The following is a 13,012-nucleotide window of genomic DNA, read 5'->3' as shown; positions in this document are numbered from 1 at the left end:
AGATTTGGTTGGTGGAGAGCGCGCGCACGGTCACTTTCCCGGGGGCGGTCAGCTTCGGGCATACGTTGGCGCCGCTTCGGCGGGGGGCCGGGGACCCCTGTTTCCAGGCGTCCGGCGACGGCGCGATCTGGCGAACCAGCCTGCTGCCCACCGGACCCGTCACCGCCCGGATCAGCCGGGCCGCCGCCAACGCCGCGCACTGCGTCGCGTGGGGAAGCGGGGCGCCGGAGTTCGTGGAGGGGCTGCCCGCGCTGCTCGGCCTCGAGGACGACGCCTCGGATTTCGTGCCCCACCACCCGACCGTCGCCGCCGCGCAGCGCCGGGTGCCCCACCTTCGCCTGGGTCGCACCGGGTTGGTGCTCGAGGCGCTGATTCCCGCGATCATCGAGCAGCGGGTGCCGGGCGCCGACGCGTTTCGATCGTGGCGGCTGCTGGTGTCCAAGTACGGGTCGCCCGCCCCGGGACCGGCGCCGGCCAGGATGCGGGTGCCGCCATCGGCCGAGTCGTGGCGCTACATCCCGTCGTGGGAGTTCCACCGCGCCAATGTCGATCCCGGACGTGCGCGGACGGTGGTGACGTGCGCGCAGCGGGCCAGCAGCCTGGAACGACTGGCATCCCGTCCGGCGGCGCAGGCCCGTGCGGCGCTGATGTCGTTGCCGGGCGTGGGCGAATGGACCGCCGCCGAGACGGCGCAACGGGCGTTCGGTGACGCCGACGCGCTGTCGGTGGGCGACTATCACATCCCGAAAATGATCGGCTGGACGTTGATCGGCCGCCCGGTCGACGACGCCGGCATGGTCGAACTGCTCGAACCCATGCGACCGCACCGCCACCGGGTGGTCCGGTTGCTCGAGGCCAGCGGTCTGGCATATGAGCCGCGGCGGGGCGCCCGGCTGCCGGTGCAGCACATCAGCAACCTCTAAACGTGGTCATCGCCTCGCCGGCCCCGGGTTTTCAGCAACGGCCATCGGGTAACCAACCCCGAAGACGTGACCGTGTGCGAAACGGAGGAAATCGATGACACAGTTCACCATCCCGGGACTCACCGACAAGCAGGGAGCCCGGCTGACCGAACTGCTGCAGAAACAACTGAGCACCTACAACGACCTTCACCTCACCCTCAAGCACGTGCACTGGAATGTGGTGGGGCCCAACTTCATTGGTGTGCACGAGATGATCGACCCGCAGGTGGATGCGGTCCGCGGTTTCGCCGACGACGTCGCCGAGCGCATCGCCGCCCTGGGCGGGTCACCGCAGGGCACGCCGGGGGCCATCATCAAAGACCGCACCTGGGACGACTATTCGGTCGGCCGCGACACCGTCCAGGCCCACCTCGCGGCGCTCGACCTGGTCTACACCGGCGTCATCGAGGACATCCGTAAGTGCATCGAGGAGACCGAGGAGCTCGACCCGGTCACGCAGGACCTGCTGATCGATCAGGCCGGGAACCTGGAGAAGTTCCAGTGGTTCGTGCGGGCGCACCTGGAGAGCGCGGGCGGGACGTTGACGCACGAGGGGTCGACCACCGAGAAGGACGCGGCGAGCACCGCTCGCAGCTCCTAGTCGGGTAACGCATTCTCCTGCGCGGCACCGTTTTTGGGCGCCAGGATGTTGATCCGGTCGCCCACCGAAAGCCGTAACCTGGCGTCGGCGTCGATGAGCCGTCGGTTGTGCAGCACCGACACGGGCAGGTGGTCGTTCGGGAATTCGAGGTCGCCCAGGAGCCGGCCGACGGCCATCGAATCTTCGGCCAGGGTGTGTTCGATGATGCAGTAGCCGTCGAGCTCGCTGTGCGGGTCGTGGTCAGGCATTGCCGGTTGCGCGTCCGCCGCCATGTCGGTGAAGGACGCGGCGACCGCGCGTAACACGTTCTGATTTGTCAGCCAGCCCTGGACAGATCGGGCCTCGGTGTCGATGACCGGCAGCCCGTCACGCCCGAATAGGACGAGCTGGCGCAACGCCTGGGCAAGGCTGTCGTTGGCGAACAGCGCCTGCGGTTCGCGTATCCGGGTGAGGGGGCCGAGCAAGGCGGTGAGGTCGCCACCGACGGTGCCGGTCGGACGGGTCAAATCCAGGGGGACGGCGAACCTGTGCATCGCGTCGGCTGCGGTGAGGTCGGCGAAGGCGTGGGTGGGTTTGGGCCGATCGATGTCAATGCCACGGCGCAGCAGCTTGGTGGTGTAGATGGTGCCGTAGGAGACCCCGCGGGACACTGTGGTCCCGACGGCCACGGCCAGCATGACCGGGAGGGTCAGGGTGAAATCCCCGGTCATCTCGACCGTGCTGGCCAGTGCGGTGAGCGGGGCTCTGGCTGCGGACGCGAACACGGCCCCCATGCCCACGATCGCGTACAGGGCCGGATGCCCGACGGCGGTGCCGATGGTGTGCTGAACGAACAACCCAAAAGCCATGCCGGAGGTGGCCCCCACAAAGAGAGAAGGAGCGAACACCCCGCCGGATCCGCCTATCCCGATGGTCAGACTGCAGGCCAGCATCTTGCCGGCGGCCAGGACCAGCAACAGCCATAGCGCATAGTGCCCGGCGAAGGCGGCATACATCACCGGATAGCCCACCCCATAGAGCTGTGGGACAGCCAGCAATAGCAGGCCGAGCACGATTCCGCCGACCGCTGGCCGGGCCCAATCCGGGCGGCTGCCCCAGACCCGGTCGCACAGATCCTCGGTCTTGTAGAGAACGTTCTTGAAGAGGATCCCGATGAGCCCGGCGATCGCCGCTAGGAGCGCCACCAACAGGTAATTGGCGATGTGGTCCAATTCGATCCCGGCGGGCAGCTCGGTGAGGAACGGCGCGGAGCCGAAGAACACGCGGGCGACCACGTCGGCAACCATCGACGAGAGCATGATCGTGAAGATTGCTTCGACGGACAGTTCCCGGAGGATCAGCTCCACGGCGAAGAACACCCCGGTGATGGGGGCGTTGAAGGTGGCGGAGATGCCGCCCGCGGCGCCACAGGCCACCAGCACGCGCAGCCGGTTCTCCGGCATTCGCACCCACTGACCGAAGCCGGACGCGAGCGCCGCGCCGATCTGCACGATCGGCCCCTCCCGGCCAACGGAGCCCCCGGTGCCGATGCACAGCGCGGAGGCCAGCGCTTTCACCACGGTCACCTGGGGGCGGATGCGGCCGCCGTTCTCGGCCACCGCGATCATGACTTCCGGGACTCCGTGGCCGCGAGCCTCTCGGGCGAACCGCGAGATCAGCGGTCCGTATAGCAATCCGCCGACGACGGGGATGACCACGAAGAAGCCGATCCCCAGCCAGGGCAGATGGTCGCTGCCCACCCAACCGTCCTGGCCGAACTCGTCGTGCCCCGTCGCCAGCCAGGTAAAGCCGAAGATCAGGTAGCGGAACGCCACCGCGCCAATCCCGGCGCCAAGGCCGACCACGATTGCCACGCAGAAGAGCCCGAGCCGGTTCGCGCGCAGCCAGCCGGCGAATTGACCCACGGCGCGGGAGACGGGCCGGGTGGTCCGGATGGGAGCGGCGGCCGTCGGTTTTTGCCCCATCAGCGCATCCTTCCCCCGACGGCCCCGCTTTGCTCGTCGACCGTCCAAACGATTGTGCGGGACCGCCGACCCTTTCCCAGAGCAAATATTGCCCTACTCAACCATCGCCCGAGCAGGCAGGAGCCGGGGAATAACTGGACTGCAGTCCGGTTATACGAAACGTTCACATTTACGGAGGTCACATGCCCGCCATCACCGCCAACACGCTGACATTGCCACGGATCGGCGCCGCCGTCCCGGCCGAGACCGAGCGGCCGGTCCGATCGATCACCACCGGCCCGCGCGGCTACGAGGGGGAGGGCTTCCCCGTCGTCCGGGCCTTCGCGGGGGTCAGCGCCGCCGCGCTGGACCCCTTCGTGCACATGGACCAGATGGGTGAGGTCGAGTACCAACCCGGTGAGCCGAGGGGCACCGACTGGCACCCACACCGCGGGTTCGAGACGGTCACCTACATGATCGACGGCAAGTTCGCCCACCAGGACTCCCACGGGGGCGGCGGCCTGATCACCGACGGTGCCACGCAGTGGATGACCGCCGGTTCGGGGATCCTGCACATCGAGACGCCGCCCGCGGAACTGGTCGACAGCGGCGGCCTGTTCCACGGCATCCAGCTGTGGGTGAACCTGCCGAAGCGGGACAAGTTCGCGCCCCCGCGCTATCAGGCCATCGAAGGGGGCGACGCGAAGCTGATCGCCTCCGACGACGGCGGGGCGCTGGTGCGCATCATCGCGGGCGAGGTCGACGGTCATCGGGGGCCCGGGATCACCCACACGCCGATCACGCTCGCGCACACGACAATCGAAAACGGCGCTCGGCTGAACCTGCCGTGGCGGCGCGACTTCAACGCGCTCGTCTACGTGCTGTCCGGCAGCGGATGCGTCGGTCCGGTCGCTCATCCGATTCGGCAGGGCCAACTGGCCGTGCTCGGCCCCGGGGATCGGATCACCGTGGGCGCCGACCAGGCGCAGGAATCGTCGCGCACTAGCGCCATGGATGTGCTGCTGCTGGGCGGCCAACCCATTCGCGAACCGGTATTCCACTACGGGCCATTCGTGATGAACTCGAGGGCGGAATTGGTCGAGGCGGTGCAGGACTACGAGGCTGGAAAGTTCGGCAGCATTCCGCCAAACGCGCTAATGCCACACCATGGCAATGGCACACTTTAACGATGTCTTCAGGGGTGAGCCGCAGGCCTGGACGCCCCCCAGCCGCAAAGGCCGATGAGACGCGACAGCGGATCATGCAGGCGGCCCGCCTTGTGTTCAGCGAGCGGGGATACGACGGGGCGACGTTCCAGGCCATCGCGGCCCGCGCCGACCTGACCCGGCCGGCGATCAACCACTACTTCTCCAGCAAGCGCGTCCTGTATCGGGAGTTGTTGGAGCAAACCAACGAAGCCATCATCGGAAGCGGGATCAGACAGGCCGAGCGGGAGACCACACTGGTGGGGCAACTGACCGCATTCATATCCGCGGCGGCCCGCGCCAATTCCGAGAATCCCGCCGGGTCGGCGTTGATTATCTCCGGGGTGCTCGAGTCGCAGCGGCACCCGGAATGGAAAACAGCCGAAAACGACTCCGTGCGGATCTGCCGCGAATTCCTCGTTCGCGTCGTCAACGACGGATTGGAGCGCGGCGAGGTCCCCGCCGACGTCGACGTGCCGGCGTTGATCGAGGCACTGCTCGTGCTGATGTGCGGGGTGGGTTTGTACGCGGGCTTCGTTCAAGGTCCCGAAGCCCTGCTGTCCATCACCGGAATGATTCGGCGGCTGCTCGAGGGAGCGTTCCGGCGGTCCAACGCCTAGACCCGCGCCGGCAGTGAAGTTGCGCACAAAGCGTATAGGCTAACTAACTTATCCCGGTAAGATCGTCAGGTCATGACTGATCTGGACGAGTCGTTACCGCCTTCCCTGAGATCCGCCGGCGACAGCTGGGCCATCACCGAACTCGTCGGTGCCACCGCGCTGGGCGTCGCGGCGGCGCGCGCGGCGGAAACCGCGGGGAATGATCCGCTCATCCGCGACGAGTTCGCGCGCATCCTCGTGTCGTCGGCCGGCCCGGCCTGGGAACGGCTCGCCGACCCCGAGCTGGCCTGGCTCGACGGCGACGAGCCCGGCCGGCGCGCGCACCGGATCGGCATCGACTACCAGGCCGTGCGGACGCACTTCTTCGACGAGTACTTCGCCGACGCCGCGATGGCCGGAATCCGGCAAGTGGTCATCCTGGCCGCGGGACTGGACTCGCGGGCGTACCGCCTCGACTGGCCGCACGGCACCGCGGTTTACGAGATCGACCAGCCCCAGGTGCTCGAGTACAAGACCGGAGTGCTGCAGCGCCACGGCGCCACCCCCACCGCCAGCCGCCGCCCGGTCCCCGTCGACCTGCGTGACGATTGGCCGGCGGCATTGGCCGCGGCGGGGTTCGACCGCACCCAACCGACGGCCTGGCTGGCCGAGGGCTTGCTCCCGTACCTGCCGAGCGACGCGCAAGACCGCCTCTTCGAAATGTTCACCGCCCTGAGCGCCCCGGGAAGCCAGGTCGCCATCGAGGCGTTCGGCATGAACAAGCGGAGCAATTCGCGGCGCTGGCTGCGGATGCGCGAACGGCTGGGCCTGGACGTCAACGTCCAGGCGCTGACCTATGACGAGCCGGACCGTTCGGACGCGGCCCAGTGGCTGACCGACCACGGCTGGCAGGTGCGGGCCGTGGACAACCGCGAGGAGATGGCCCGGCTGGGCCGCCCGGTACCCGAAGACCTGGTCGACGACGCGGTGCGCAGCATCCTGCTGCGGGCCCGTCTCGACGACCCGACCGCCTGACCTACGCCAAGGACCCGAGGAGCAACCCGATGAGTTCACTGCGCACCCACGACGACACCTGGGACATCAAAACCAGCGTCGGCAGCACGGCGGTCATGGTGGCCGCCGCGCGCGCCATCGAAACCGAGCAGCCCGATCCGCTGATCCGCGACCCCTATGCCCGGCTGCTGGTCAACAACGCCGGGGCCGCGGTCTTGTGGGAGGCGATGCTGGACCCGGAGGTCGTTGCCAAGATCGAGGCCATCGACGAAGAATCCGCCGCCCGCATCCGGCACATGCGCGGTTACCAGGCGGTGCGGACCCACTTCTTCGACTCTTACTTCGCCGACGCCGTGGCCGCCGGAATCCGGCAGGTGGTGATCCTCGCGTCGGGGCTGGACTCCCGGGCCTACCGGCTGGATTGGCCGGCCGGCACCGTCGTCTACGAGATCGACCAGCCGCAGGTGCTGGCGTACAAATCGGCCACGCTGGCCGAAAGCGGCGCCACCCCGTCCGCCGATCGCCGCGAGGTTGCCATCGACCTGCGGGAGGACTGGCCCGCCGCGCTGCGCGCCGCCGGCTTCGACCCGACCCGGCCGACGGCCTGGCTCGCCGAGGGACTGCTGATGTATCTGCCCGCCGAGGCCCAGGACAAGCTGTTCACCCAAATCGGCGAGCTGAGCCCGGCCGGCAGCCGCGTCTCGGCCGAGACGGCACCCATGCACGCCGAGGAGCGTCGCCAGCAGATGCGGGAACGGTTCAGGAAGGTCGCCGACGAGTTGGGCCTGGAGGAGACCGTCGACGTCGGCGAGCTGATGTACCGCGACGAGCACCGTGCGGACCTCACCGAGTGGCTCAACGAGCACGGCTGGCGCGCCACCGCGCAGAATTCGATCGACGAGATGCACCGCCTGAACCGCAGGGTGCAAAGCGCGGAGGTGGACAACGACAAGGACGCCTTCTCCGACTTCGTCGTCGCCGAGCGGCTTTAATGCCGCGCTCGCTGGACGACTCCTGGGACATCGCCACCAGCGTCGGCGCGACCGCGGTGATGGTCGCCCTGGCCCGTGCCGCAGAGACCGCCAGCGACGAGCCGCTCATCCGTGACCAGTTCGCCGAGCCGCTGGTCTCCACGCCCGAGCTGGCGGGAGTTCGCGAGCAGGTGGCCGCGTGGTGGGCCGGGGACCCGGACGACCCGGAAGACGAAGACTTCTCGGTCCGGTCTCAGAACATGATCGACTCGCAGGCGGTGCGGACCCGCTTCTTCGATGCGTATTTCGCCGCCGCCGCACAGGCCGGCATTCGGCAGGTGGTGCTCCTCGCCGCCGGTCTCGATTCGCGCGCCTACCGGTTGGATTGGCCGGCCGACACCGTCGTCTACGAGATCGATCTGCCCAAGGTGCTGGAATACAAGACCGAGACGCTCGCCAAGCACGGTGCGACGCCGCTCGCCGACCGGCGGCCCGTCCCCGTCGACTTGCGCCACGACTGGCCACGAGCATTGCGAGACAAGGGTTTTGACGCGGGTCAGCCGACCGCGTGGCTGGCCGAAGGGCTGCTGCCGTTCCTGCCGGTGGCGGCGCAGGAAGCCCTGTTCGTCGCTATCGACGGGCTGAGCGCATCGGGCAGCCAGGTCTCGGTCGAAGACTTCGGCATCGACCCGGAGAGGCGCCGGGAAGCGGAGGCGAGGTTTGCCGAATTGCGCGCCAAGCGCGAAGCGCGCGGCCAAGACACCTCTTTCAATCCTTTCGACTTGTGGTTCGAGGACGGGGAGAGGCCCGACTGTGCGGACTGGTTCACCGCGCACGGCTGGATCACCGGGGTGGTCGACGGGCACGAAGAGGCGCTCCGGCTGGGACGGCCGCCGCAGCCCGATGGCCGGCCGTTTGTGATCACCTATGTGACCGCCACCAAACCCTGACCGGCCGCAGCCAGATCCTTTCTAACTGCTCTCCCAACCGGATGGTTAGGATCGCGGTTATCACCCATGAGCGCTTGTGCGACGAGCAGCGGGCGCGCCCGGGATGACCGAAGCAGGGGAAGGACGACGATGACCACCGAATCGGTTACACCCAAGACATCCGCCACCAACGGCGCGCCGACCGCTCAGCAGGTAGACGTTCCCGCAACGGTGGCACGGCTCCGCAAGACGTTCGCGACGGGGCGCACCCGCGACATCGAGTGGCGCAAGCGGCAGCTGCTGCAGCTGGCGAAGCTGATGGAAGAGAACGAGGCGGCCATCGCGGACGCTCTCGCCAAGGACCTGGACCGCAGCCCGTTCGAGGCGTTCATCGCCGACATCGCGACCACCGCCGGCGAGGCGAAGTTTGCGGCCAAGCGAGTGCGCAGGTGGACGCGGCGCCGCTACCAGCTGCTCGAGATGCCGCAGCTGCCCGGCCGTGGCTGGATCGAATACGAACCCTACGGCACCGTGCTGATCATCGGCGCGTGGAATTACCCGTTCTACCTGACCCTGGGGCCCGCCGTCGGCGCGATCGCCGCCGGCAACGCCGTCATCCTCAAGCCCTCGGAGATCGCCGAGGCGTCCGCGCACCTGATGGCCGAACTGGTGCCCAGGTACCTCGACAACGATGCGATCGCCGTGGTCGAGGGCGACGGGTCGGTCAGCCAGGAGCTGATCGCGCAGGGCCTCGACCGACTGCTGTTCACCGGCGGCACCGAGATCGGCCGCAAGGTGTACGAGGGGGCCGCACCCCACCTGACCCCGTGCACGCTCGAACTCGGCGGCAAGAGCCCGGTGATCGTGGCGGCCGACGCCGACGTCGATGTCGCCGCCAAGCGGATCGCGTGGATGAAGCTGCTGAACGCGGGCCAGACCTGCGTCGCGCCCGACTATGTGTTGGCGGACGCCAAGATCAGCGACGAGCTGGTGAGCAAGATCGGTGCCGCCATCGCGAAGTTCACGGCGGACAAACCCAACGGGATGCGGATCGTCAATCAACGTCAATTCGACCGGATCAGCGGCTACCTCGCCAGCGGGGACGGCAAGGTCGCGGTCGGCGGGGCCTGTGATGCCTCGAGTCTGCGCATCCAGCCCGCCGTGGTGGTCGACCCCGACCCGAACGGCCCGCTGATGCAGAACGAGATCTTCGGGCCGGTGCTGCCGGTGGTGACCGTCCAATCCCTCGACGAGGCAATACGTTTCATCAACGCGCGGCCAAAGCCGCTGTCCGCCTACCTGTTCACCAAGACCCGGGAGACCCGCGAGCGGGTAATCAAGGAAGTGCCGGCCGGCGGCATGCTGGTCAACCACCTGGCCTTCCAGGTGTCGACGGCCAAGTTGCCGTTCGGTGGGGTCGGGGCGTCGGGTATGGGCGCCTATCACGGCCGGTACGGTTTCGAGGAGTTCAGTCACCGCAAGTCGGTGCTGACCAAGCCGACCCGGCCCGACCTGTCGAGCTTCATCTACCCGCCGTACACCGAGCGTGCCATGAAGATGGCCCGCAGGATGTTCTGACACTGCTCCAAATCGCTTGCTAGACGCTCGTTTTCATCGTAGAGAGGAACCTGATGCCCGGAGTGCAGGATCGCGTCATCGTCGTCACCGGAGCCGGTGGGGGATTGGGCCGTGAATACGCCCTGACCCTTGCCCGGGAGGGCGCCAGCGTCATCGTGAACGACCTCGGCGGTGCGCGCGACGGTACGGGCGCCGGCCACAACATGGCCGACGAGGTGGTCAAGGAGATCCGGGACGCGGGTGGGCGCGCGGCCGCCAACTATGACAGCGTCGCGGACCCCGACGGCGCGGCCAACATCATCAAGACGGCGCTCGACGAGTTCGGCGCCATCCACGGTGTGGTGAGCAACGCCGGCATCCTGCGCGACGGCACGTTCCACAAGATGACCTACGACAACTGGGACGCCGTGCTCAAGGTCCACCTCTACGGCGGGTACAACGTGCTGCGCGCCGCGTGGCCGCATTTCCGGGAGCAGAGCTACGGCCGGGTCGTCGTCGCCACCTCCACCAGCGGCCTGTTCGGCAACTTCGGTCAGACCAACTACGGCGCGGCCAAGCTCGGCCTGGTCGGCATGATCAACACGCTGGCCCAGGAGGGCGCGAAGTACAACATTCACGCCAACGCCGTCGCGCCGATCGCGGCCACCCGAATGACCGAGGACATCCTGCCCAAGGAGGTGCTCGAGAAGCTGACGCCCGAGTACGTCGCGCCGGTGGTGGCCTACCTGTGCACCGAGGAAAACCCCAACTCCGCTTCGGTTTTCGTCGTCGGCGGAGGCAAGGTGCAGCGGGTGGCTCTGTTCCAGAACGAGGGCGCCAACTTCGACAAGCCGCCGTCAGTCGAGGACGTCGCCGCGCACTGGTCGGAGATCGACGACCTGTCGGCGGCCAAGCAGGCGAACTTCAAGCTGGGTTAGACCAGCAGTTGGTCACGCAGGCGGTCGATGTCCGCCTGCGTGACGCCTGCATCGAGCAGGTAGGCGTTCAGCGAGCCGAACCGTGCGTCTATCGTCTCGCGCGCGGCAGCCAGGTATTCCGGACGCACGCCAAGCACACCGTCAGCCAGCCGCGCCTTGGTGAACGTGACCACCTCCGGCGTCAATTCGACGTCGGAGCGATGCTGAATCATCTCGTAGATGTGTTCGCGCAGTTGGGGCACCGCGGCGTTGCTGCGCAGGTAATCGGCGACGATGGTGTCGTGGTCGATGCCGATCGTCTCCAACACGGTGGCGATCACAAAACCGGTGCGATCCTTACCCGCGAAGCAGTGGGTGAGCACTGGACGCCCCGCCGCCAGCAACGAAAAGACATGCCGCACAGCGCGTTGCGCCCCGTTGCGGGTGGGAAATTGGCGGTACTCGTCGGTCATGTGGCGGACGGCGGCCTCGTTGACCTCTTCGTCCGACTGGTCGGGATCGCCCTGGAACAGCCGTCGAAACGCCGTTTCGTGCGGCGCGTCATCGTCGTCTGGCTCCTCGTCGCCGAGATCGGGGAAGGGCAGCAGATGGATTTCGACGCCGTCGGGAACCAGTCCCGGGCCGCGCCGGGCGACCTCGCGCGCGGCACGCAGATCGGCGACGTCGGTAATCCCTAACTGGCGCAGCGTGTCCCGTCCCTCGTCATCGAGGCGGCTGAGCTCACCGGAACGGAACAGCCGTCCGGGTTTCAACCCGCCGGCGCTGTCGGCGACGTCGCGAAAGTTCCACGCGCCGGACAGCTCTCGCAGCGTGTCAGTCATGCGAGGTGACCGCCGCGGCGAGCGGAGATTTCTCCCGGCCGAGTTCGGCGCGTGCGATGGTCCGCATGTGCACCTCGTCGGGGCCGTCGAAGAGGCGCATGGCCCGGTGCCAGCCGTACGACCGGGCCAGCACCGTGTCCTCGCTGACCCCGGCGGCGCCGTGCACCTGGATCGCGCGGTCGATCACGTCGCAGGCCACCTGCGGCGCCACCGCCTTGATCTGCGAGACGAGCGTGTGGGCGGCCTTGTTGCCGTGCTGGTCGATGGTCCACGCCGCCTTATGGCACAGCAGGCGGGCCTGGTCGATCTCGTTGCGCGACTTAGCGATTGCCTCCCGAACCACGCCCTGCTCGGCCAGCGGGCGGCCGAATGCCACCCGCTTGCTGGCGCGGTCCACCATCAGGGCCAGCGCGCGTTCGGCGCCACCGAGTGCGCGCATGCAGTGGTGGATGCGGCCCGGTCCCAGCCGGGCCTGGGCGATCGCGAAGCCGCCGCCCTCCTCGCCGAGCAGGTTGGTGACCGGCACCCGGACATTGTCGTAGATGATCTCGCAGTGCCCGGGCTGGTCCTGGTAACCGAAGACGGTGGTCGAGCGGACCACGGTCACGCCGGGGGTGTCGATGGGCACCAGCACCATCGACTGTTGCTGATGGCTGGCCGCCTCGGGGTTGGTGCGCCCCATCACGATCAGGATCTTGCAGCGCGGGTCCGACGCGCCGGACGTCCACCACTTGCGCCCGTTGATCACGTAGTCGCCGCCGTCGCGGAGGATGGAAGTCTCGATGTTGCGGGCGTCGCTGCTGGCGACCGCGGGCTCGGTCATCGAGAAGGCGCTGCGGATTTCGCCGGCCAGCAACGGCTCAAGCCACTGCTTGCGCTGTTCCTCGGTGGCGAACAGGTGCAGGGTCTCCATGTTGCCGGTGTCCGGTGCCGCGCAGTTGAGCGCCTCCGGCGCGATCTCCAGGCTCCAGCCGGTGAGCTCGGCCAGCGGCGCGTATTCGAGGTTGGTCAGGCCCGACTCGGCGGGCAGGAACAGGTTCCAGAGCCCGGCCGCTTTGGCCTTGGTCTTGAGTTCCTCGATGATCGGCGGGACGGTGTGATCGTTCGGGCCGGCCTCGTGCCGGTACTTGTCGTAGTCGGCCTCGGCCGGGAAGACGTACTCGGTCATGAAGTCGGACAGTCGCTTGTGGTAGTCGTTGGCTTTGTCCGACATCGCGAAGTCCATGCCGCCACGATAGGACACGTGTGGGGTGGCCCCATATGGCGAGTGCTTTGGTTCACCCGCGCGACACTGAAACCTCGCACACGACACGCCGCGACGGGTGTGCGTGGTTGCGGTCTCACGGTAGGGCGAGTGGTCGCGGGTCCGCGAGACATAACCCATTGCGTCCGGCTGCGGCGTGTCGTCGCAGACGTTTATGTGTCGCGATTGCCGTCGAGCACCATGGACGGCATGACCGCATCCCGTCCGC

Annotated in this window: 12 protein-coding genes; 9 read left to right on the top strand and 3 right to left on the bottom strand. The window is 67.8% G+C overall.

Going from position 1 to position 13,012, the window contains the following annotated elements:
• Positions 1-8 precede the first annotated feature (8 nt).
• A complete protein-coding gene (locus tag A5704_RS02760) occupies positions 9-923 on the top strand; it encodes a DNA-3-methyladenine glycosylase (RefSeq protein WP_197498984.1) in 915 nt (304 codons plus the stop codon).
• 94 nt (positions 924-1,017) lie between these two features.
• A complete protein-coding gene (gene dps / locus A5704_RS02755) occupies positions 1,018-1,563 on the top strand; it encodes a DNA starvation/stationary phase protection protein Dps (RefSeq protein WP_067780836.1) in 546 nt (181 codons plus the stop codon).
• On the opposite strand, the gene A5704_RS02750 is transcribed toward dps, so the two are convergent.
• A complete protein-coding gene (locus A5704_RS02750; protein WP_067755280.1) occupies positions 1,560-3,527 on the bottom strand; it encodes a chloride channel protein in 1,968 nt (655 codons plus the stop codon). The genes dps and A5704_RS02750 overlap by 4 nt on opposite strands.
• Positions 3,528-3,709: 182 nt before the next feature.
• On the opposite strand from A5704_RS02750, the gene A5704_RS02745 reads away from it, so the two are divergent.
• The 7 genes from A5704_RS02745 (at position 3,710) to A5704_RS02715 (ending at position 10,719) form a co-directional block, all read left to right on the top strand.
• On the top strand, positions 3,710-4,693 hold the full coding sequence (locus tag A5704_RS02745; RefSeq protein ID WP_067755277.1) for a pirin family protein: 984 nt from the start codon (positions 3,710-3,712) through the stop codon (positions 4,691-4,693).
• 2 nt (positions 4,694-4,695) lie between these two features.
• A complete protein-coding gene (locus A5704_RS02740) occupies positions 4,696-5,331 on the top strand; it encodes a TetR/AcrR family transcriptional regulator (protein WP_067755274.1) in 636 nt (211 codons plus the stop codon).
• 72 nt (positions 5,332-5,403) lie between these two features.
• A complete protein-coding gene (locus A5704_RS02735; RefSeq protein WP_067755271.1) occupies positions 5,404-6,345 on the top strand; it encodes a class I SAM-dependent methyltransferase in 942 nt (313 codons plus the stop codon).
• A 29-nt stretch (positions 6,346-6,374) separates the two neighbouring features.
• A complete protein-coding gene (locus tag A5704_RS02730; RefSeq protein ID WP_067755268.1) occupies positions 6,375-7,316 on the top strand; it encodes a class I SAM-dependent methyltransferase in 942 nt (313 codons plus the stop codon).
• Positions 7,316-8,245, top strand: a complete 930-nt coding sequence (locus A5704_RS02725; RefSeq protein WP_067887278.1) for an SAM-dependent methyltransferase — start codon at positions 7,316-7,318, stop codon at positions 8,243-8,245. Before A5704_RS02730 ends, A5704_RS02725 begins: the two co-directional genes overlap by 1 nt.
• A gap of 129 nt (positions 8,246-8,374) precedes the next feature.
• On the top strand, positions 8,375-9,802 hold the full coding sequence (locus A5704_RS02720) for an aldehyde dehydrogenase family protein (RefSeq protein ID WP_067755262.1): 1,428 nt from the start codon (positions 8,375-8,377) through the stop codon (positions 9,800-9,802).
• A gap of 53 nt (positions 9,803-9,855) precedes the next feature.
• Positions 9,856-10,719 (top strand): SDR family oxidoreductase, encoded by an 864-nt coding sequence (locus A5704_RS02715; protein WP_067755260.1) that lies wholly within the window; start codon positions 9,856-9,858, stop codon positions 10,717-10,719.
• Here the strand turns inward: A5704_RS02715 and A5704_RS02710 are convergent.
• Together A5704_RS02710 and A5704_RS02705 are read right to left on the bottom strand one after the other, a co-directional pair.
• The gene (locus A5704_RS02710; protein ID WP_067755257.1) at positions 10,716-11,540 is read right to left on the bottom strand and encodes a tyrosine-protein phosphatase; all 825 of its coding nucleotides are present in this window, start codon (positions 11,538-11,540) and stop codon (positions 10,716-10,718) included. The two genes, A5704_RS02715 and A5704_RS02710, sit on opposite strands and share 4 nt — an antisense overlap.
• On the bottom strand, positions 11,533-12,753 hold the full coding sequence (locus A5704_RS02705; protein WP_067887290.1) for an acyl-CoA dehydrogenase family protein: 1,221 nt from the start codon (positions 12,751-12,753) through the stop codon (positions 11,533-11,535). Before A5704_RS02705 ends, A5704_RS02710 begins: the two co-directional genes overlap by 8 nt.
• Positions 12,754-13,012: the final 259 nt, after the last annotated feature.

The sequence above is a fragment of the Mycobacterium sp. E735 genome, assembly GCF_001666955.1.
Taxonomy (GTDB): domain Bacteria; phylum Actinomycetota; class Actinomycetes; order Mycobacteriales; family Mycobacteriaceae; genus Mycobacterium.
Note: the sequence above shows the minus strand (reverse complement) of the source record. Positions and strands in the feature narration are given on the sequence as shown.